15 protein-coding genes and 1 tRNA gene are annotated in these 21,454 nt (G+C 66.6%); 6 read left to right on the top strand and 10 right to left on the bottom strand.

Annotation, left to right across the window (positions count from 1 at the left end; translation table 11 throughout):
• Position 1: 1 nt before the first annotated feature.
• The gene (gene pgaA, locus ACTOWJ_RS00280; RefSeq protein WP_441332583.1) at positions 2-2,092 is read right to left on the bottom strand and encodes a poly-beta-1,6 N-acetyl-D-glucosamine export porin PgaA; all 2,091 of its coding nucleotides are present in this window, start codon (positions 2,090-2,092) and stop codon (positions 2-4) included.
• A gap of 317 nt (positions 2,093-2,409) precedes the next feature.
• Between pgaA and ACTOWJ_RS00275 the strand changes: the two genes are divergently transcribed.
• Positions 2,410-5,850 carry a GH92 family glycosyl hydrolase gene (locus ACTOWJ_RS00275; RefSeq protein ID WP_441332582.1) on the top strand — a complete coding sequence of 1,147 codons (3,441 nt, stop codon included), beginning with the start codon at positions 2,410-2,412 and terminating at the stop codon, positions 5,848-5,850.
• 451 nt (positions 5,851-6,301) lie between these two features.
• Positions 6,302-8,608 (top strand): hypothetical protein, encoded by a 2,307-nt coding sequence (locus tag ACTOWJ_RS00270; RefSeq protein ID WP_441332581.1) that lies wholly within the window; start codon positions 6,302-6,304, stop codon positions 8,606-8,608.
• An 18-nt stretch (positions 8,609-8,626) separates the two neighbouring features.
• On the opposite strand, the gene ACTOWJ_RS00265 is transcribed toward ACTOWJ_RS00270, so the two are convergent.
• On the bottom strand, positions 8,627-9,979 hold the full coding sequence (locus tag ACTOWJ_RS00265; protein ID WP_441332580.1) for an MFS transporter: 1,353 nt from the start codon (positions 9,977-9,979) through the stop codon (positions 8,627-8,629).
• A 46-nt stretch (positions 9,980-10,025) separates the two neighbouring features.
• On the bottom strand, positions 10,026-10,724 hold the full coding sequence (locus tag ACTOWJ_RS00260) for a hypothetical protein (protein ID WP_441332579.1): 699 nt from the start codon (positions 10,722-10,724) through the stop codon (positions 10,026-10,028).
• Positions 10,725-11,089: 365 nt separating this feature from the next.
• Between ACTOWJ_RS00260 and ACTOWJ_RS00255 the strand changes: the two genes are divergently transcribed.
• Both ACTOWJ_RS00255 and ACTOWJ_RS00250 read left to right on the top strand, forming a co-directional pair.
• The gene (locus ACTOWJ_RS00255; RefSeq protein WP_441332578.1) at positions 11,090-12,280 is read left to right on the top strand and encodes a glycosyltransferase family 2 protein; all 1,191 of its coding nucleotides are present in this window, start codon (positions 11,090-11,092) and stop codon (positions 12,278-12,280) included.
• A 9-nt stretch (positions 12,281-12,289) separates the two neighbouring features.
• Complete coding sequence (locus ACTOWJ_RS00250; RefSeq protein WP_441332577.1) at positions 12,290-12,955, top strand: polysaccharide deacetylase family protein; 666 nt, start codon at positions 12,290-12,292, stop codon at positions 12,953-12,955.
• A 33-nt stretch (positions 12,956-12,988) separates the two neighbouring features.
• Here the strand turns inward: ACTOWJ_RS00250 and ACTOWJ_RS00245 are convergent, their stop codons facing one another.
• From ACTOWJ_RS00245 to ACTOWJ_RS00220, 6 genes are all read right to left on the bottom strand, one after another.
• Positions 12,989-13,303, bottom strand: a complete 315-nt coding sequence (locus ACTOWJ_RS00245; RefSeq protein WP_441332576.1) for a hypothetical protein — start codon at positions 13,301-13,303, stop codon at positions 12,989-12,991.
• A 50-nt stretch (positions 13,304-13,353) separates the two neighbouring features.
• On the bottom strand, positions 13,354-13,563 hold the full coding sequence (locus tag ACTOWJ_RS00240) for a hypothetical protein (RefSeq protein ID WP_441332575.1): 210 nt from the start codon (positions 13,561-13,563) through the stop codon (positions 13,354-13,356).
• A 440-nt stretch (positions 13,564-14,003) separates the two neighbouring features.
• A complete protein-coding gene (locus ACTOWJ_RS00235) occupies positions 14,004-14,441 on the bottom strand; it encodes a hypothetical protein (RefSeq protein WP_441332574.1) in 438 nt (145 codons plus the stop codon).
• A 47-nt stretch (positions 14,442-14,488) separates the two neighbouring features.
• Complete coding sequence (locus ACTOWJ_RS00230; protein WP_441332573.1) at positions 14,489-15,754, bottom strand: OmpA family protein; 1,266 nt, start codon at positions 15,752-15,754, stop codon at positions 14,489-14,491.
• Positions 15,755-15,789: 35 nt separating this feature from the next.
• Positions 15,790-17,721: a hypothetical protein gene (locus ACTOWJ_RS00225; protein ID WP_441332572.1), complete on the bottom strand. Its 1,932-nt coding sequence runs from the start codon at positions 17,719-17,721 to the stop codon at positions 15,790-15,792.
• 3 nt (positions 17,722-17,724) lie between these two features.
• Positions 17,725-18,342, bottom strand: a complete 618-nt coding sequence (locus ACTOWJ_RS00220; RefSeq protein ID WP_441332571.1) for a DUF3617 domain-containing protein — start codon at positions 18,340-18,342, stop codon at positions 17,725-17,727.
• Between the two features lie 255 nt (positions 18,343-18,597).
• On the opposite strand from ACTOWJ_RS00220, the gene ACTOWJ_RS00215 reads away from it, so the two are divergent.
• On the top strand, positions 18,598-19,290 hold the full coding sequence (locus tag ACTOWJ_RS00215) for a hypothetical protein (protein WP_441332570.1): 693 nt from the start codon (positions 18,598-18,600) through the stop codon (positions 19,288-19,290).
• 207 nt (positions 19,291-19,497) lie between these two features.
• Here ACTOWJ_RS00215 and ACTOWJ_RS00210 read toward each other — a convergent pair.
• A tRNA-Pro gene (locus tag ACTOWJ_RS00210) sits at positions 19,498-19,574 on the bottom strand.
• A gap of 254 nt (positions 19,575-19,828) precedes the next feature.
• Here ACTOWJ_RS00210 and hisS point away from each other — a divergent pair.
• Positions 19,829-21,214: a histidine--tRNA ligase gene (hisS, locus tag ACTOWJ_RS00205; protein ID WP_441332569.1), complete on the top strand. Its 1,386-nt coding sequence runs from the start codon at positions 19,829-19,831 to the stop codon at positions 21,212-21,214.
• Positions 21,215-21,454 lie beyond the last annotated feature (240 nt).

The following is a 21,454-nucleotide window of genomic DNA, read 5'->3' as shown; positions in this document are numbered from 1 at the left end:
TTCATTCCTCTCCCCAACGGAAGCTCAAATCGAAACCCAGACGTTGTTCGCGCACGCCGTCGTAGACCGGCCGCGACCAATTGACGCCGTAGTTCAAGGTGCGGCCGGTGGCGAAGCGCCATTCGTGTTCGTAGCGCAGTTGCGGAACCCAATGGCTGCCGTACCCGCGTTGCCAGTACGGCCCGGCCTGCGCGGTCAGGCGCTGGCGGAAGTGGCGCTGATAACGGCGCCAGGCCAGATGGTCGAAGCGCACGCCCAGATTCAGCGAGGCATCGCGGCTGGGGTTGAAGTAGGGCACCTGGCTATCGCGGCGGCTGGCGCGGCTGGTGGCCAGGTCGGCCAGTCCGTCGATCAGCAGGTGCGGTCGGGTGTACAGCCGTTGCTCGGCGTTGAGGCCGAACGCGGTGCGGGTGTTGTCGTCGCTGTAACGCAACTGCTGCGCGGTCGCGCCCAGGCGGGTGCGCTCGTTCGGGGTGTAACGCAGTCCCAGACTCAACGCGTCGGCGTCGATGGCGTTGCGGCGCGCTTGCAGTGAGGCTTCCGGCGTGCCGCGATACCACGAGGCGGTGCCGTACCACGCGTCGTTGAAGCGCCAGTCCGCATCGGCGTAATAACCGGTGCGGTCGCCGCGGTCGAGCCAGCGGTCGTTGGCGCGATCCACGCCGAAACCCAGGCTCAAACGGTCGTAGACGTACAGCGCGCCGACCCCGGCGCGGCGGTCGTGCACGCGCTCCTTGCCGAACGCGCCGTCGGGATAATCGGCCCAGGCATCGCGCGCATGCGCAGTCAGACGCCAGCGGTCGTGAATCAGCGGGCTGCGGATCTCGACGCGATGCTCGGCGTCGCGCGTACCCAGCGGCGATGCGGTGGCGCCGCCGCCGCGCGCGTCGCTGCGGCCGAAGCTGCTGCCGATCAGCCATTGCCAACCCAGCCGGCTGTCCCACGACTCGGTCATCTGCTTGACCTGCACGTCGCGCGCGCGGCGTTCGATCAATTCGTCGTGGATCGGTCGCGCCAGATCCACCCGGTTGTGTTGCACATACGCGCCGACCTGACCGACGCGCGCGCCGACGTCGGTCGGCTCCTGCGTGCTGGCCATGCGGAAGCGCTCCAAGGCGCGATCGGTCCAGCCGCGCTTTTGATAAGTCACGCCAAGATCGGTCTGCAGGCCGGCGTTGCCGGGGCCGATCGCGGCGAGGCTTTCCAGATACTTCTGCGCGCCGACGGTGTCCTCGCCGTACAGGCCGATCATGGTCAGGTGACTGTCGGCGTCGTAGTGACGCCAGTTCTCGTGGCTTTCCTTGGCGCCCTTGACCCGTACGAATGCGGGCTGCGCCGCCTTGATCTTCTGCAGTTGCGCGTGGGCGTCGTCGAAGCGCTCGGCTTCCGAATAGGCATAGGCCAACTGCAGTTGCGAATCCTGGTCTTCCGGCCATTCGCGCACGACGTGTTCGAGCACTTGCGCGGCTTCTTCCGGATGCTTGTCGGCCAGCAGCGAGGCGCCGATCTTGGCCAGGGCGTACATCGGCAGTTGCACGTTCTCGGCCTGCAGCGCGCGATAGCGCTGTACCGCCTCGGCGTGGCGTTCGAGATGGTTGAGCATCACCAACTCATCGAAGCGCGTGCGCAGATCGGCTTGTTGCTGGGCCGGCGTCTGGTCGGCGCGCTGCTGTTCGAGCAGGCTGCGCGCCTGGCGCATCTCGGTCAGGCGCTGGGCCTCGCTTTCGGGAAACAACGTGCCCCACAGCACCCGGCGGGCGAAACGATCGGACTGCAGACGTTGACGCTCGTCGGCGCTGAACAACTGCGGCCGCGCCTGGTACAGAGTCCAGGCGCGGTCGGCGCCGCCCAGATCGGCCAGGGTCAGCGCCTGCAGCCGATACAAACGTTCATCGCCGGGGCTCGCGGACTGGGCACTCTCGATCCGCGCCAGCGCGGCCAGCCATTGGCGATCGGCGCGCAGGCGCTCGATCTCCGGTAAGGGATCGGTCGCAGGTTGTTGACGTGTAGCGGCAAGAACTGACGCGGGAAGGCAAGTTGCTGTCGCGGTCGCCAGGGCGATGGACAGGGCAAGACGATGCTGTATCGGCATGAGGACCGAGTTCCGAAGGGCAAGGGGTGGTTTGGGACGTGATTCAGTCCCGTTAAAAATGTGATTCAAGTCACATTGTGAGGGTATTGACGCAAAAGGTGTGCCAAAGGACGGTGAACGTTCACTGCATCCATATGTCTAAGCATTTGTTTTTATTTGAATTTAAGAATACTGAACAGCGTATTCCCGTGCTGCATCGCGGTTTGACAAGCTGAATTTAGATCGATTCAAATCGGTCTCGGACCGCGGCGTGACGTCATACGGCGGCGCGCGGCGGCATGACGGCGATGCCGTTTGGGGCAGGACGGGAGCGGGACATGTCGGCAAGCAACTCAGGGCGCCGCGGCGCGCACGCGGCCAGGACGGCATTGGCCATGGGCTTGATCTGGGCGATCGCGGCTCCAGCGTTTGCGGCCAAGCCGGGCAGGCAGTTCTGGAACTCGTTCGAAGCCGCCGACGCGGCGCCGGCGTTGCGGGCCGCCGATCCGATCCGCCTGCGCGTGGACGGCGGTCCGCCCCAGGCCGCGGCGCTGACCGCCAAACCCGAGGTCGGTTTCACCGGGTTGCGCTCGTTGCGCTTCGAAGCGCCCAGCGGCGGCGAACAACAGGCGCAGCTGTTCGAGGTCGACATCGCGATCGGCAAGGACAGCGAGCTGTCATACCGGGTGTTTCCGCTGTCGCCGGCCAACGTCGCCGCGCCGGCGCCGGTGTCGGGGCTCGACAATCTGCGCAACGCTTCCACCTACGTCGCCATCGATCTGGTGTTCGACGACGGCAGTCGCCTGTCTGAGCGCAAGCCGCTGGACCGCTACGGCAACCCGCTGACCGCGCGCGGACAAGGCGCGGCGCGCCTGCTGTATCCGGATCAGTGGAACGCGGTGTCCAGCCGCATCGGCGAAGTCGCGGCCGGACGCCGCGTGCGCCAGATCGTGCTGGTGCACGACGGCGAGCCCGGGCATTCGTATCGCGGCTATCTGGACGATCTGCGCATCCAACCGGCGCCGCGCAAGAAGGACGCGGACAAGTCCGGCGCGCTGCGCCCCAGCGACTACGTCGACACCCGCCGCGGCAGCAATTCCAATGCGCGCTACTCGCGCGGCAATACCTTCCCGGCGGTGGCGATGCCGCACGGATTCAATTTCTGGACCCCGACCACCAACGCCGGTTCGGACTGGATCTACCAGTACCAAGAGCGCAACGGCGAGGACAACCGTCCGCGCATCGAGGCCATCGCGCTGTCGCACGAGCCCAGCCCGTGGATGGGCGACCGGCAGAGCTTCCACATCCTGCCGTCGATCGGCGAGGGCGCGCCGGAATTCGATCGCGCCAAGCGCGCGCTGAGCTTCGGCCACGACCAGGAGACCGCGCGCGCCGATTACTACCGCGTGCGTTTCGACAACGGGGTGATCGCCGAGATGACCCCGACCGATCACGCCGCGATGCTGCGCTTCACCTATCCCGGCGAGCAGGCGCGGCTGTTGTTCGATCAGCGCGATGAGAACGGCGACATCGTGCTCGACCGCGACGGACTCGGGCTCAGCGGCTGGACCGAAAGCAAGAGCAAGCTGTCCACCGGCGCCAGCCGCTTGTATTTCCATGCTCGTTTCGACCGGCCCATCGTCGACGGATCGCGCCTGGATCGCGCCAAGGACCGCGACCGGGTTTCGGCCTGGTATCGCTTCGATCTGTCCGCCGATCCCACCCGCCAGGTGACGATGCGCATCGCCACTTCGCTGATCGGCGTGGATCAGGCCAAGCGCAATCTGGCGCTGGAGATCGCCGACGGCGAGGGGTTCGACGCGGTGCGCGAACGCGCGCGCGCGGCCTGGGACGCGCAACTGGGCATCGTCCAGATCGACAACGCGCCCGAGCACGAGCGCGCCACGCTGTATTCCAATTTGTATCGCTTGTTCCTGTATCCCAACAGCGGCTTCGAAAACACCGGTACCGCCGAGCGCCCGCTGTACCAATACGCCAGCTCGTTCTCGCCGGCCGCCGGTCCGAGCAGCGCGACCCGCACCGGCGCGGCGCTGATGGACGGCAAGGTCTACGTCAACAACGGTTTTTGGGACACCTACCGCACCAGCTGGCCGGCCTACGTGCTGTTCACGCCCAAGCATGCGGGCGAGATGATCGACGGTTTCGTCCAGCAGTACCGCGACGGCGGCTGGATCGCGCGCTGGTCTTCGCCGGGTTACGCGGACCTGATGGTGGGCACCAGTTCCGACGTCGCCTTCGCCGACGCCTGGCTCAAGGGCGTGCGCAATTTCGATGTGCGTTCGTTCTATCAGTCGGCGATCCGCAACGCCTCCAGCGTCAGCCCGGTGCCGGGCGCGGGGCGCAAGGGCATCGAGCGCGCGATCTTCAAGGGCTACACCGATACCAGCACCGACGAAGGCCTGTCGTGGTCGATGGACGGCTACATCAACGATTTCGCCATCGGCCGTCTGGCCTCGGCTTTGTCGCGCGAAGCCGGCGCCGACGATCCTTATCGCGAGCACTACGCCGACGATGCCGCGTATTACCGCAACCGCGCGCTGGGCTACGTCAATCTGTTCCATCCGCAACTGGGCTTCTTCCTCGGCCGTCACCGCGACGGCCGGTGGCGTTACACCGCGACCGAATTCGATCCGACCCGGTGGGGCGGCGACTACACCGAGACCGACGCCTGGAACATGGCCTTCCACGCGCCGCAGGACGGCGCCGGCCTGGCCGCGCTGTACGGCGGACGCACCGCGCTGGGCAACAAGCTGGATCTGTTCTTCGCCACGCCGGGCACCTTCGAGGTCGGCAGCTACGGCGGGGTGATCCACGAGATGATCGAAGCGCGCGACGTGCGCATGGGCCAGTACGGCCACAGCAACCAGCCTTCGCACCACATTCCCTACATGTACGCCGCGGCCGGGCAGCCCTGGCGCATCCAGGAGAAAGTGCGCGACATCATGGACCGACTCTATGTCGGCGGCGAGATCGGCCAGGGTTATCCGGGCGACGAAGACAACGGCGAAATGTCGGCGTGGTGGCTGTTCAGCGCCGCCGGTTTCTATCCGCTGCGCATGGGCTCGCCGGAGTACGTGATCGGCGCGCCGCGTTTCGAGCGCATGACCCTCCATCTGGACAACGGCAAGCAATTGCAGATCAACGCGCCCAAGGTCAGCGAGCGCAATCGCTATGTGCAGTCGTTGCGGGTCAACGGCGAGCCATGGGAAAGGTTGACCTTGCCGCACGAATTGCTGGCACAAGGCGCGGTGCTGGATTTCCGCATGGGCCCGTCGCCGTCGAATTGGGCGAGCGCCGCGCAGGCGCTGCCCGAGTCGCTGAGCCGGGACGGTGAGGCGCCGTCGCCGTTGCGCGATCTGGCCCGTCGCGACAACGCCGCGGTGGCCGGCCTGGGCACCAAGCAGGTCGCGGCCTTGTTCGACGACGACTCGACCACCTCGGCGCGTTTGAACGGTCCCATGCCGTTGCTGAGCTGGAGCTTCAAGACGGCGGCGACCGTGCGCCTGTACACCCTGACCTCGGCCGGCAAGCGCGGCGACGCGCAGGCCTGGGCGCTGCAGGGCTCCAACGACGGCGCGCAATGGACCACGCTGGACGAACGCCGCGATCAGCGCTTCGCCTGGCGCCGGCAGACCCGCGCTTTCGCCATCGCCGAACCGGCGGCGTATACGCGTTATCGCTTGCGCTTGTTGAACGAGGCGGCCGGGCAGGGCGGGATCGAATTGGCCGAGGTCGAGTTGCTTGGTGAGGTCAAGTAGCCTCGGGCCCCATAGTTTCGGTCGTAAGTCGCGACCGTGTCGTAGGCGGCGCGGTGGGTTGAGGTTCGCGGTCGCGGCTCGCGCCGCTCCTACAGCCGGATCGAAACTCTCACTTGTCTGAAAGCCCCTCTCCCGCATGCGGGAGAGGGGTTGGGGTGAGGGCGCCCCGCCGTATCCAACCGCAAGCAACAGCCTGCTTCGACGTTGTGACCGTCTGCGCGCTTTAACGCCAATTCTGGACGACCGTCGCCGGCAGTGCGCCGGCGCGCTGCGAATCCTTCCCGCCGCGTCCCGATATCGGCCCTTCTTGTTCCTACGACCGCGCGCGCAGCCGCGCTAGTGTCGGGCCGGTCACTGGCGCTGCGCCGGCTCGGCGAGGCTGTTGACCGGTGGCGCTTGCGCGACAGGCGCCGGACCCTTCACGCGGAACGATTCCGCAAACGAGGCTGATATGGACACCACGGAACGTACACGTTCCAGCTTGCGGCGTTGCGCCGCGGTGCTGGCGACGAGTTTGTTGTTCGCTGCGCCATGGGCGCAGGCCCAGAATTTCGAAGCGGTGTACGGCGATACCCAGACCAGCGAATTCGGCGAGGACGTGAAGTCGGTCAACGTCTGCGGCGGCGCGGGCTCTATCATCGTCGGCACCCGCAACCGCGGCGATCTGCAGGACGTGCAAGTCACCCGCGTCGACGACAACGGCGTGGACCTGTGGCAGAAAACCTACAACATCGCCGGCGGCCAGCGCTCGCAGGGCGCGGCGATCACCGAACTGAGCACCGGCCGCGGCTTCGCCGTCACCGGCGGCGTCTGGATCGGCGAGGGCCGTTCGATCTACGTGCTGCAGATCGATTGCGAAGGCAATCCGAAATGGACCACGGTGATCGACAACCTCAAGCGCGAGCAGTACGCCAGCGGCTACGACATCATCGAAGGCCAGGGCGACCGCCAATTCGACCTGATCCTGGTCGGCGAGGAGAACTCGCGCGACAACAAGCGCAAGTGGGGCCGCATCGCGCGCCTGGACGCCGGCGGCAGCGTGCTGTGGAACCAGTACTACGACGGCCTGGACCGTTGGCCGGAACTGCGCTTTCGTGCGCTGACCGAAAACGTCGCCGCCAGCGGCGCGCCGACCGATCTGGTGGTGGCGGGCAATTCGGTTTCGCCCAGCGGCCTGAGCAGCGGCCTGATGTTCCGCACCGATTTCAACGGCACCCCGGTGTGCAGCACCGCGCTCAACAACTCCGATCAATCGCAGGCGTTGTTCCACGGCGTGACCGCGTTGCGCGGCCGCCAGTTCCCGGGACAGTCGGTGCTGGTCGGCTTGAACAACAACGTCGACGGCAGCAACGTACAGGCCTATCTGACCCGCTTCGCCGCCGGTTCGTGCGCGGTGTTGGCGCAGTCGCTGTGGGCCGATCCCGACGGCCGCGCGTTCCGCGCCTATGACGTGCTGGAAACCAACGATCTGGGCGGCAGCGGCCCGATGCTGGCCTTGGCCGGCACGCTCGGCCAGCCCGAGTTCGGCTCGGTGTTCGCCGCCTCCATCGGCAACCTCGACGACGCGCCGCTCAACGTCAACCGCTTCGGCGTCGGCCGGGACATGCTGGTCGCGATCGACCGCAAGTCGACCGATCGCGTGGTCGCCGCCGGTACTTCCTTCAGCGATCGCACCGGCGTCGGCGATCCGCAGGACATGTACCTGGTGCAGACCGATCCGGTGCTGGGCACCTTGTGCGATACGCCTTGGGACCCGAAGGTGCAGCGGGTGCAGTTCAAGCCGCAGGACGTGCAGAGCCAGCCGGGCCGGATCGAGCCGTTCCAGCGCGTGGACACCGAACCGGTTCCGGTGCGCGGCGCGGACATCGTCTGCGAAGTCGATCCGCCCAAGCATTGCCCGGGCGTGATCAACAACGGCATCGTCCAGTTGGGCGTGCACAACACCGGTTATCTCAACATCGAATGCCCGGCGATTCCGCGTTCCAGCGGCATCTACGGCGGTTCGCTGGTGGGCCTGCGCTACATGCCGACCAACGGCGACGCCGCGTCCCCGGGCAGCCCCTGTGAAGGTTGGGGCGTGGCCAGCGCCGATCTGGCCATCACCGGCAACACCTCGCGTTGCTACGGCGTGGTCAATATGTCGTTGGTGTCGTTCACCTACACGCCGTCGACCGCGACCTCGGTGGTGGATGTCGGGTCGAGCCGGACGTTCCGCGTGACCCATACATTCACTCCGGTGCCGGCCACGCCGTATCTGTATCGGGTCGATGTCAGCATCCAGAACAACGGCAGCCAGGTCGTCAACGACCTGCGCTATACCCGTGGCATCGACTACGACGTGCCGCCGAATACGTTCTCCGAGTTCATCACCCTGGCCGGTTCGTCCAGTTACGTGATGGCCTGGAACAACAACGGCTTCAACCAGTTCAATCCGTTGGCGGCCAATTCCGGCACCTCCGGGCCGTTCACCGATCTGGGGCCGGGCGACCAGGGCGCGCACATCGACTTCCGCTTCGGCGCGCTGTCGCCGGGCAAGACGATGAGCTTCGTCACTTACTACGGCGCGGCACCGACCGAATCCTCGGCCTTGGGCGCGCTGAGCACGGTGGGCGCTTCGGTGTACTCGCTGGGCCAGGCCAATTGGAACGGCACCGGCAATCCGCTGGACAATCTGGCCGATCCGACCGGCAGTTACGGCTACACCACCGGCGAGCCGGCGACCTTCATGTACGGCTTCGACGGCAGATCGCCGCGCTGATCGTTGTTCGCGCAGGCTTCAGACGGCTCCGGGGACTCGCGTCCCCGGAGCTTTTTTCTGGCGCAGACCGGGCAGGTGCAACAACGCCAGCAGCGCGACCGCGAGAATCGCGGCCGCCAGCGCTTGCGCGGTCTGGGCCCAATGCAGGCGATCGATCAGCGCACCGGTCAGCAGCGTCGCCAGCGGCATCGCGCCCATGGTCGCGGCCGAGAACCAGGTCATCTCGCGTCCCATGCTGTGCGCATCGGCGCTGCGCTGCAGCCACGACAGCGATTGGATGCCGTAGTAGTTCGATGCGCCGGCCAACACGCCGAACGCCAACAGCGCGGCCGGCAATTGCGCCGCCGCCGCGGCGCCGCTCATCGCGCTCCAGCCGAGCAGGCCGTAGGCCAGCGCCGCGACCGACCAGCACAGCACGATCTTGCGCAACACCGCGGCCAGCGCGGGCGGCACGCCCGGAGCGGACAAACCGGCGGCGATGAAGATGCCGGCGAACTGAGCGATATAGATCGACAGATAACGGCTGTCGTGGCGTTGCACCAACAGCACCGGCAGCAGGATCTGCACCGGGCCGAATACCAGCACGGTGCTCGCCAGCAGATAGGCGTAGTAGCTGCGCGGGATCGTGGCGCCGGCCGCGAGGGGAGCGGGGTCGGGGCCGGTGTCGATCGCTGCGGCCGCGTGCGTCCCGGCTTCGGACGCTGTCTCGCGTTTGCGTACCGGGCCGCGCCGTCGTACCGCGGCGATCAGCGGCAGCGACAAGGCCACGCAGACCGCGTCGATGGCGAAGGCGACCGCCAGGCCGCGCTCGCCGTCGGACGCAAGGATGAGGCCGCCGGCCAGCATCGGCAACGCCATCGTCGCCAGACTCGAGGCCACCGCGAACACCGCATTGCCCGCGGGCAACAGGCCTTTGCGGATGTACAAACCGAAGCAGGCGCGACCGGCCGGATACGCCACCGCCCACACCAGACCGCCGATCAGCGCCAATAAATAAATCAGCTCGATGGTCATCGCACCGAACCAGGTCGCTACGGCGAGCACGGCATTGAGCACGACGTACAAGGCGCGGCAGATCCACAGCACCTTCGCCGGATCGGCGCGGTCGAGGAAACCGCGGAAGAAGAACAGGAACGCCAGACTCGGCAAGGCTTCGAGCGCGGCGGTCAGGCCCAGGTCGAGCGCGTGCCCGGTCAGGCGCATCACCAGGAACGGCAGCGCGATCAACGTGAAGCTCGCGCCGAAGGTGGTGATCAGATTATCCAGCAGCAACCAGCCCAGGCGCGGGTCGCGCCGGGCCAGCCGCCACAGCCGCGCCGCGTCGCGCAGGCGTTGGCACGGGAAACGGCGCTGCGGCGCGGGCACGCTCATCGATCGAGCGTCGCTGGCCGCATCCGCCCGCCGTGCCGTCGCGCGCTCAGGTCCGTTCCGCGCCGCGCGTGCGGCGCAGGAAGAACAACTCGTCCTGGCGATCCACGCTCAGGCCGTAGGCGCTGGCGATCGCGCGCAGCTTGCCCGCGTCGAGCCGCCAGACCGGTTCGACATCGTCCACGCCCACGTCCAGGGTCCATTGCATGCCCAGCCAGTGCGTGAGCACGAAGCCGTCGGGTCTGAGCAGACGCACCAGGGTTTCGAAGTAGCGCTCCAGATGCCGCTGGCAACAGGCGAAGCTGGCGAGGTTGTTGTCGAGAATGCAGTCGAAGGCGGCCGGCTCGAATCGTCCGGCGAAGGCCAGGCTGTGCTTGTTGAGCAGATGCACGCCATAGTCCGGCAACCCCAGCCTGCTGCCGTGCTGCCATTCGTTGTGCGCCACCGTGACCGACTCGACCCGGCGCGCCTTGCCGGCCAGTAATCGCGCCACCGAGGAATTGCCGGTGCCTACGTGCAATACGTCGCGGCCGCCGAGGTCGGCGCCGGTCAGCCAGCGGTTGATCGCGGCCTGGTCTTCGGTCGGATCGCAATCGGAGTAGTCCAGCAAGGGCCAGCTGGCGAACTGGTCCGCGGCGTGATGCGTGGCCACATCGGGTTCGCGTCCGCAGTCGATGCGCTGCGCGCCGATGTCGAAGCGCGGGCGGAACGTGGTTGCGGCGTGGGATTGCGGGATGGATTCGTTCATGAGTGCGGTTCGCGAAGACGATGCATCGCGATTCTTCATCCATAGGCGACGGCATGTCGAGCGATCGCGCGCGCGACGATCGCGGAACTGCTTGGCGGCGTCACAGATTAAATCGGTTGCTGCTTTCATTCTTTCTTGCGAAAGCGCGGCAATGCACTGCGCTCGCGGTAACACCAATCGTTTCACCCGCAAGTTTTTCCAGTCACCCCACCGTTGTTCAAGCACCTGGCGTGCGGGCCCGCGAACGCGGCCACCCGTATCGACGCGTCCGGTCTGCCAATCAGACCCCTGTGAGTTCGCAGCCCCACGTGCGCGCATCGGTGCGCCCGGGCGCTCGCGCTCGCGCTGCCGGATGCGCGTTGCCCATGCTGAGCCAATTCGTCCTTACCGGCGTCGTCGGTTTTTCCACTCTGATCCTGTTCGCCTGCCTGATCTTTCTGGCCGGATGGGCCTGTTATCGGCTGCTGCGGCGGCCATCGTCGCGCACGTTGAGCCAGTATCCGTTCGTGTCGATCCTGGTGCCGTTCTACAACGAACCGGAAGACTCGTTCCTGACCACCCTGGACGCGATCGAGCGCAGCGATTACGCCGGTCCGATCGAAGTGCTGCTGGTCGACGACGGCTCGACCAATTCCACCCCCGCCGCGTTGGCGCTGTGGCTGCGGGAACCGCGCCGCAAGCAGTACCGATTGATCTCGCGCGAACGCAACGGCGGCGCCAAGGGACTGGCGCTGGATGCCGCATTGCCGCTGCTGTCGCCCGATTCGGACGTGGTCACGGTGATCGACAGCGACACGGTGATCCTGCCCGGCGCGCTGCGCGCCGCGGTGGAGGCGCTGTATTCCTCGCCGCGCCACGCCGCGGCCTGCGGCCTGATCGTGCCGGCCGGGCGCCACACCTCCTGGCTGCATCGACTGCAGTTCTACGAACACATCGGCGCCTTGGCCGCGATCCGCTACGTGCAGAGCAAGATCGGCGTGGTCAACGTGGTCGCCGGCGCGTTCTCGCTGCACCGCACGAAGGTGATCCGCGAACTCGGCGGTTGGGGCGAGTGGCTGGTCGAGGACATCGCCTGGACCTGGCGCGCCTTGGCCCATGGTTACTCGATCGCGTATGCGCCCGACGCGGTGGCCTACAGGATTTGTCCGACCACCTTGGGCGGCCTGTTCCGCCAGCGGCGGCGCTGGGCGCGCGGGCGATTGGAATCGTTCCGCGTCGCCTGGGGCATTTCCTGGCCGCGGACCATGAAAATGCTGCCGTGGTGGCTGCTGTGGGCGCAGTCGGCGCTGGTGCCGACCTCGTTGTTGTTGCTCGCCGGCGGGCTGATCTATCGCAGCCATCATCTGCTCGCGGTGGCCGCGCTGAACTGGCTGCTGATGGCGGTGCTCAATTTCATCTCGGTGCTGCATTCGCGCACCCGCTTGCAGTTGGGGCCGCTGGATCTGTTGCTGGTGTCGGTCTGCAACACGGTGATCGACGTGCTGTTGCTGCCGGCCAACGTGGTCGGTCTGCTCGACGAACTTCGCGGCCAGCGCAAAAGCTGGATGACCCGCTGAGCCGCCGCCATGGACTATCACCCGTTCCTGGCCGAACACCCCGCCGTCTACATCGGCCGGGGTTCGCCGCAGCGCCGCCGGGTGGCGCTGAGCTTCGACGACGGCCCGGGGCGCGCCACGCCGGATCTGCTCTCGTTGCTGCGCGAATTGGAGATCGCCGCGACCTTCTTCTGCCTCGGCCAGGCGGTGCGCGCCGAGCCGGGAGTGGTCGCGCGGATGCTCGCCGAAGGGCACGAGGTGGGCAATCATTCGATGAGCCACGCCGACGCACGCGGCCTGTCGCCGGCCGCGCTGCTGGAGCAGGAGGTGCGGCCGGCCACGCGCGAACTGTTGCGCGCGGGCGTGAGCGCGTCGTCGGCGCACTTGTTCCGGCCGGCGTACGGCGAAATCCAGGCCGAACAGGTCGAACGGCTCGGGCGCGAGGGCTATATCGTCGCCGGCTGGTCGATCGATCCCAGCGATTGGCTCGAACCCGAAGCGCCCGGCCATGTCGAGTGCGTGGTCGGCGCGGTGCTCGCGCGGATCCATCCCGGCGCGATCGTGCTGTTGCACGACGGCGACGACAGCGGCTACGCGCGCCATCGCATCGTCGACATCGTGCGCGCACTGGTGCCGGCGTTGCGCGCGCAGGGTTACGACTTCGCCCGGGTCGGCGACCTGTGGCGCGAACGTTAGGCACCCGGACGAGGGTTGCGTCGCGTCGTCGCCTCAGATCTGCTGGTAATAACGCCGATAGCAGATCCAGGCCGATATCGCCGCGAGCACGAACGGCAGGCACAGCGCGTTGAACTCCCACGGCCGCCGCAGCGAGCGGTCGGTCCAGAACAACAGCACGCAGTGCGCGCCGTACAGCCCGACCACCACGACGCTTGCCGCCGAGAACAGATGGCCGACGACATGCGGCTGGTACAGCTCGTAGGTCGAGGACAGAAACACGCTCAACCCCGCATAGAAATACAACGCCGCCAGATTCAATCGGAACATCAGCTTCGACGCGGCTGGGTCGTGCCACATGGCGTTCATCGGATCGTCCTTGCAGTCGGGCACCTGGCTTATCGGCGCGGTGGGGCGGATCAGTCCTTGCGCACGCACGACGCGCAGGCTTGCGCGTACACCCTCGTCAGTTCGCGTTTCAGCGCGGCCTGTTCTCGCGCGACTTTGTCGGCGCGCGAATGCGGTTCGCTCAAGGGCTCGCGCGAAGCCGCATGCCGCGGCCACGCCGGCGCAGATGCCGCCGGATCGTGCCGGGGCGATTCCTGGAAGCGGTCGGGTCGCCGTGTCATGCGCCTGTCCTCTTTGCGAGTACCTGCGAATCTAGCACCGCCTCCGACCCTGCCCAAGGCCGAACCCGACCGGGAGCGAGGGGCGATATTTGCCGAGTCTGGCCGCAGCGGCAAAGGTCGCCGGGCGATGCGCTACGGCGCCGTCGGATCGTCGCAGCGAATCCGCACCCCTGCTGGCCGGATATTGGTAAACCCCGGCCTGGATCCGGACCAGGCCGCCGCCGAGCGCGCACGCTGATTGGACCGGCGACGGTCGGCGCGCCGTCTTCGCTCTCGCGCGCGAAATATTCCTGCACCGCCACCACCGTATGCGGCCAGCCGAATTGGTCGACACCGTGGAACTCGTGCTTTTCGGTGCGCACGGTCGGGGCGGCCACGCGCAGGCGATCGAGTTCTTCGGGCGCGACATCGTCATCGCAACCCCGGCGGCTTGCCCCGACTCAGCGGACCAAGGAGAGCTCGCCGCCGCGCACACGCACGCGCGCACCCTCGCGCAGACGCTCGGGCAGTTCGTCCTGGCGCAGCAACACGCGACGCCCATCGTCCATGCGCACGGTGATCTCGTAACCGCGCGCGCGTTCGTCGTCCCGATCTTGGTCATCGTCGTCATCGCTGGCGGCATCGCGGGCGGCGCCGGCAACGGTAGCGACATCGCTGTCGATATGACCCAGCGCGACATCGCCCAGGGCGTTGCCGACCGCGCGCATGACCGCCTTGCCGCGCTGGCGACGCGCCGGTTCGATGCGGGCGACCGTGCCGCAGTCGTGGCAGGTCGAATGCGCGGCAGCGGCGCGGCTGGTCCCGGATCGCTCGGCAGCGCCGGCGATGCCGACGCTCGCACTCAGACACAGCAGCAACATGAAGCTGAGCAGGCGCATGATCGGATGCTCCTTGGAAGGCGTGGAGGAATGCGGAACGTGAGCGCTCACAACCGGGCCAGTTCGACGCGCCGATTCTTCGCGCGTCCGGCATCGCTGGCGTTGTCGGCGACCGGTTCGGTGTCGCCCTTGCCCTGCGGACGCAGGCGTGCGCTGGCGATGCCGTAGTCGCGCGCCAGCGATTGCACCACCGCATCGGCGCGACGCTGCGACAGCGCCAGGTTGTACGCAGGCGTGCCCTTGTTGTCGGTATGGCCGATCACCGCGACCTTGAGCGTGGCGTCGTCCTTGAGCAACTGGGTGATCTGCTCCAACTGCGGCTTGGATTCGGGCTTGATGTCGGACTTGTCGAAGTCGAACAAGATGCCGTACACCGAGATATTGCCGGTGTGCGCGATCGCGCTGGCCATCTCGGCGGCGCTGGAGGTTTTCACCTGCGCCGCGGGCTCTTCCTTGGCCGGCGCTTGCTTCAGCGGCGGCGTGTGTTCCTGGATCTTCGGCTCGCGATCCTGGATCTTGGGTTCGCGCTCCTGGATCGTCGGTTCGCGGTCGGTCACCGCCGGTTCCTTGCGCTCGACGACGGCCGCTTGCGCCGGCTTCACCGCGGGTTCCACCGCTTTCACTTTGTCGGCATCCATCGACTTGGTTTCGACCACCTCGACCAGCACGCGCGGCAGGATGTGGCCTTCGTCGCTGTCGCCGGCCAGAAGCGCGACATAGACGATGCCCTCCGGCCGCGTCGCCTTGTACAGGCCGTAGCGCGCGTGGTTGGCGTAATGGCGGCCGTTGTCGGCGATGTCGAAGTTGTCGAGCAAGTCGCCGAGCTGGCTCGGATCCTTGCGCGTGCCGGCCAGGCAGGCGTTGTCGTTGCAAGCGTAGACCTGCGCGAAGCCGTTGGCCTTGAGCTTGCTTTCGTAGTTGCGCAGCAGTTCCAGCGAGGAGCGCTCGGCCGGCGCCTCGTAGCGGATGCGGGTATGGCGGCCTTCCAGCTTCAGCCATTCCGGGCCGGCGCGGTCTTCGAGCGCATTGCGTTCGACCAGCGACTGATAGTCGACCGGGGCTTGCAGCAGCGAGGCTTCATCGAACTGCGATTGCTTGTAGGCGCGGATGGTGGCGCCTTCGTAGCGGCCGACCAGGGGGTGATCCTTGCCGGTCTCGGCGCTGTCGGCCGGTTCGGACTTGATCGCGTCGGCGGCATCGTCGGCCGCTTGCTGCGTGGACGGGGTCTGCGCATGGGCGGAGAAACACGCGGCGATCGCCAGCGTCAGGCCGAGCAGGCGCGAAAGGCGCGAGGGGGGAACGTAATTTTTCATGATGCGATGATTCCTTTGCGGGAAGGGGGGAGCGCTCACGGGCAACTGGGGTTGCAGGCGGTCACGTCCACGGTGAATTCGCCATGGGTGCGGTTGGTATCGCGCTGGCGAGTGAATTTGTTCTTGATCTGCATGACGTCTTTGTTGGCGCCGACGCGGGTGACGGTGAACTCGACCGGACCGTCGTTGAAAGCGCGATTGAAGATGGTGAACGCGCCGGGATAGGGCAGCTCGTACACGGTCACGTTCGGGAACGGCGACAGCGGCGACAGCGTCACCTGCTCGACCTTGGTGGATTTGTTCTTGAAATCCATCACCGCCGGCTGCAGTTCGATGCGCAACCGGTCGCCGCGCAGGTCGCCGCGCACGGGAATGCGGAAGAAGGCCGGAGCCAGCGAGCGCACCATCGTGCCGCCCTTGTCCATCATGATGCTGCCCGGGTCCCAGCCCGAATAATCGCCGTCGCTGAGCGCGTTGCCGGCGAGCGGTTCGATGCGGGTCTGGTCGTACACCGTGCCGTTGGCGAATTTCGGAAACAGCACCCGGATGGCGTCGTCCTTGGACTTGAACGATGAGGCGTTGCCGATCAGTTCGCCGCTCAACGCGATCGACGCGCCCGTGGCGTCCTTGGGATAGCGAAGGATCAGCACCCCGTTGGCCTTGATCTGGAACCACCACCACGGCGTGCCCAGCTTGGAGACGGTGCCCTTCATTTCAGCGACGACCGGGCCGGTGAAGGTCTGGCAATAGCGATCGAAAACCCGGTTGACCAGGTAGCCGACCGCATCGTTGACCAGTTTCGGCAAGGCGAAGCCGGTGCGTTGGTCGGTGAAGGTGAGCCCGAGTTTCCACGCGCTTTCGATCGATTGCTGGTAACCCGGCGTCTTGTCCGCGCCCGTCACCAGGCCGATCAGCTTGGTCGGAACGTTCTCCATCAACCAGCCCTTGATGAGATCCTTCGGCGTGGTCACCAGTCCCAAGGTGAAATCGACGAACTTCAGCGCGTTGATGACGATGTCGAGCTGATCGCAGACCAGGTTGCCGTGTTCGAGCTTGGCCAGCATCTGCTTGGATTGTTGCTCGGACTGTTTGGCTTTCTCCTGCCAGTCCCGCAGCTCACGGCCCAAGGGTTCGGCGGCTTCGCGGATGCGCGGGTGCAGACTGCGCAGGCGATTGAACGGCTCGATCGACTTCACCCAATCCGGCGCCTGCCCGCGCGGTTGCGCGGCCTGGATCGCCTTGCGCAACTCGTCGAGTTTCTTCTTGAACTCGTCCTTGGCCGGCGAATCGGGCAGCGCCTGGACGCGTTGGTCCACCAGGTCCACGGTCTGGTAGGTCGTCTCGACGAGTTGCTTGGCGTGTTGCTCGATTTGCTTGGGCGACAACGGTTCGCACGGCGCGACCGGATCGACGACATCGAATTCGGTCTTGCCGCTGACCGCGCCGGCGCTGGCGAGGATCTGATGCGTGCCGGTCACGCTCGGCGTATAGATGGTCTCGAACGTACCCGAATTGCGGATCGGTACCTGCAAGGTGGTCGGCGGTTGCGGACGCGTCTGATCGCTCATGATTTCCGCACCGCCGGTATCGATTTTGTCGGTGCCGGCGGGACAACCTTGATCGGGCGGGCTGGGCGGTTCCTTCTTCTGTCGCGAGGTGACGGTGACCGACAAGGTTTTGCCGGCCAGCGACAGCGAGGCAACGCCGCGGATCTTGACCGGCCGGCCCATGGCGGTGGTGTAGGGCTCGCCGGGCACCGGCGGGTTCCAGGCTTGTCCCAGCGCCAGATCGCCCGGAACGGCCTCCACATGCAGTTCGACATCGCGCTGTTGCATGCCCTGGGTCGCGTCATCGCCATCGTCCGCGCGCTCCTGGCCCCAGGCCGTGGCGATGGCGGCGGTCAGCAGTGCGCATGTCAATCCGATAGCGATGCCGATGCGCGCGCGGGTACGCGAGATCCTTGCCATGTTTCAGCTCCCGCTCGCGGCCGGTGTCGACCCGGCCGGCAGTTCGGCCGCATGCATCGCGTCCTCGCCATAGGTCTGGGTGTAGGCGCTGCCCGGCGTTTGCTCCGGCCGGCACGGGCCGGTCCATTCGGCGAAGACGCTGGTCTTCTCGGCGTTCTCGGCCGGGGTCGCGCCGCGTTGGACGATCACGTCGCGGAAGTAGAGGTTGTTGCTGTCGATGCGCACGCGCGCGATGACGGTGCGGTCGGGGTAGCGGCATTCGACGGTGCCCAGGTACAGGTCGGGTTTCGGGGTGCCGTCGTCGATGCTGCATTTGGCCTGGTCCGCGGGCGGCAGCGGCGGGTCGATCAGCGCGGCGCTGGCGGCGTCGACGCACAGGTAGACCTTGCCCCGTTCGCTCAGTGCATCGAACTGCGGGCCCTCGACCCGCCACAGGCCGGCCTTGAGTTTGGTTTTGACCACGGCGGCCGTTGTCGTGGCCGTCGTGGCCGCGCCATCGGCGGTCTGACCGGCGCTGGCCGGCGTCGGAGCTGCGGCGTCTTTGCCGGGTTGGCTGCAGCCCAGTCCGGTGGCGGCCATGGCCAGGGTCAGAACGAAGGCGGAACAGGTCTTGCCGGTCATGGTGTTCTCCGAAGGGATGGCGCGGTCCTGCCGGTCCTTGAGAACGCGGCTTCGATGCGCTGGCATGGGCTGAGTGCGGCGTGGGTCGATGGACGCCACCGTAGTCGCCGGCGCCGGCGCCGGCCCGGAGGAAAACTTCCTTTTTTTGTGATTTTTCCTTTGGCGACCGCGTAAATGCCCGCGCAAGGCGACAGGGCTCACGATTTCGGGCCCGGGCGAGGCCGGTGCGTCACGGCGTGATCGAGGTGGAAGTCGATGGCGGTGACGGCCGAACCTGCGGCTATCAGGGCTTCAGCGCGGACCCGCGCGCTCAACTGCGGCGGCGCCAACGACGGGCGCAACGCATTCTCGGCCGCGCAGTCGCTTCGGGACGACGCGAGCGCTCCGTGGGGGCTGTTTGCCTTGGGAGTTCTGAGGATGCCGCCGGACGAGCGCCGGCCCGCCGCGCCGCCGCGATGGTCAGCCGGGTGCGCAGGCCGCACCGAGCGCGGCATCGGCCTGGGAGCGCCGGTTACATTCACCGTGATCGCGTCGAGCCGATGCACGGGTTCGGACCTTCGCCGCGTACGGGTCATCCGGGCCGATCGCTTCCACGCCGGCCCGAGCCGGTTTTCGCCATCCGTCCTTAGTCCAGTACGACCCGCGTTGTTCGCCGTTGCGCTCTACCGCCTGACGTCGCTGCTGCCAAGCCATGCTCAACAGCAAAGGCCTGCGGTAGCACCATCCCCAGAGTCGGTGGTTTATTTTCGACAACTGTGGGACAACGCGATCTTGTTCGCCTATCGCGGATGCGGGCCGTTCGCGCAGTCGGTATGCGATGTCTACAGATCGCAGGTTCGGCCGGATCCTAGCGCCAACGAAGTGGTCCCGTTGCTGCATCGTCAATGCCGGGTGAGCGTCGTCAACATCGTCGTGCACCATACGAATCCGCTGCCGTTTCCTCTTTGAGGCGGTGAGCGAAGCAGGGCGTCGGTGCGTACTGGCGTCTGAAGCTTTCATCGGCGCAGTCCTGCCGGAACAGGTTACCCGCGCGGATTCAAGCTGCCGTTGACGGTGCATTCGACCGTCGACTTCCAGCGGGAAGGATCTGATGGCATATCGCAGACACGAAAAAACCCGCGCTAGGCGGGCTCTGACGGAAACCTCACGATTGATTGGTCGGGGAGACAGGATTCGAACCTGCGACCTCTACGTCCCGAACGTAGCGCTCTACCAGACTGAGCTACACCCCGACTTCGTGAGCCGCGAATTCTAGCGGCGACCCCTGGGCCGGCGCAAGGGGTATGACGCCGAGAATTCACCCGGGCGGGCGGGCAAGACCCGGAAAGGCCCGGCCGGCGGGCCGCGCGGGCGGCAGGCGAGCGGTGAAGCAAGGCGGACGTTAGACTATTCGCACTGCCGATCGATGCGGGCAAGGCCTGTCCCGCGCCCTTTGCGGCGATCCGGCCATCCCCACGCACCGCCCGACGCTATTGGAGTTCTTCGCTTGATCAAGCCGCGCACCCCACCCGGGGTCATGGAGCTGCTGCCCCGTGACCAGATCGCGTTCCAGCGCATGCTCGACACGATTCGCCGCAATTTCGAGCGCTTCGGCTTCCTGCCGGTGGAAACCCCGGTGATGGAGCTGACCGAGGTGTTGCTGACCAAGTCGGGCGGCGAGACCGAGCGGCAGGTGTATTTCGTCGAATCCACCGGGGCGCGAGAGAAGAACGCGCAGTCCGGTCATGCCGCATTGCCGGAGCTGGCGTTGCGCTTCGATCTGACCGTGCCGCTGGCGCGTTACGTGGCCGAGCACGAGGCCGATCTGGCGTTTCCGTTCCGCCGCTACCAGATGCAGCGCGTCTACCGCGGCGAGCGCCAGCAGCGCGGCCGTTTCCGCGAGTTCTACCAGTGCGACATCGACGTGGTCGGCAAGGACGCGCTGAGCGTGCGTTACGACGCCGAATTGCCGGCCTGCATCTACGCGGTGTTCTCCGAACTCGATATCGGCGCCTTCACCATCCAGCTCAACAACCGCAAGCTGCTGCGCGGCTTCTTCGAGGCCCAGGGTGTGGCCGAGGGCGAGTTGCAGGCGCTGGTGCTGCGCGAGATCGACAAACTCGACAAACGCGGCGCGGACTATGTGCGCGATACCCTGACCGGACCCGGCTTCGACCTGGCCGCGGACGCGGTGGCGACCATCCTGGCCTTCGTCGAAGTGCGTTCGACCTCGCACGAGGACGCGCTGGCCAAGCTGGCCGCGTTGGGCGACGGCAATCAGTCGTTGCGCGAAGGCGTGGCCGAACTGCGTGAAGTGATCGAGCTGATCCGCGCGCTGGGCGTGCCGGAACAGAATTACGCGCTGAACTTCTCGATCGCGCGCGGCCTGGATTACTACACCGGCACCGTCTACGAGACGACCCTCAACGACTATCCGTCGCTGGGTTCGATCTGCTCGGGCGGCCGCTACGAGAATCTGGCCAGTCACTACACCAAGTCCAAACTGCCCGGCGTGGGCATTTCGATCGGCCTGACCCGGTTGTTCTGGCAGTTGCAGGAAGCCAAGCTGATCAGCACGGCGCAAAGCAGCGTGCAGGTGCTGGTCACGCAGATGGACGACGCGTTGCTGCCGCATTGCCTGGCGGTGGCCAACGAGTTGCGCCATGGCGGTCTGAACACCGAAGTGGTGATGGAAGCGTCCAAGCTCAAGCAGCAGTTCCGCTACGCCGATCGCGCCGGTATCCGTTTCGTGGTGGTGTTGGGCGAGGATGAAATCGCCAAGGGCACGGCCACGGTCAAGGATCTGCGGCGCGAAGATCAGTTCGAAGTGCCGCGCGCCGAATTGGCGCGCACCTTGCGGGTCGAGCTGGAGCAATCGCGGGCCATGCAGTGATCCAGCAGGAAATCGGCCGGATTCGCGCGGATCGCGTCGGCGTCGTGGATCGTTCGATCCCGGCGTCCTCGGTTCGCACGGCCGGTCGGGAACCCGACGGCGCGACTGCCTCGCCGGGTTCCGTCACCGGGTTCGTCACGCACCGGATCGCGATCCGGCGTCGCGGCGGGCCGATTCCACCCCGCGGCGCGCAGGTGCCGTCGCGGTTCCCAATGTTCCATTGACGCACCGACTCCCGAG

The sequence above is a fragment of the Lysobacter sp. CA199 genome, from assembly GCF_052078715.1.
In the GTDB taxonomy this organism is placed as follows: Bacteria; Pseudomonadota; Gammaproteobacteria; order Xanthomonadales; family Xanthomonadaceae; genus Lysobacter.
The sequence above is the reverse complement of the archived record's forward strand: the minus strand, read 5'-3'. Positions and strand labels throughout refer to the sequence as shown.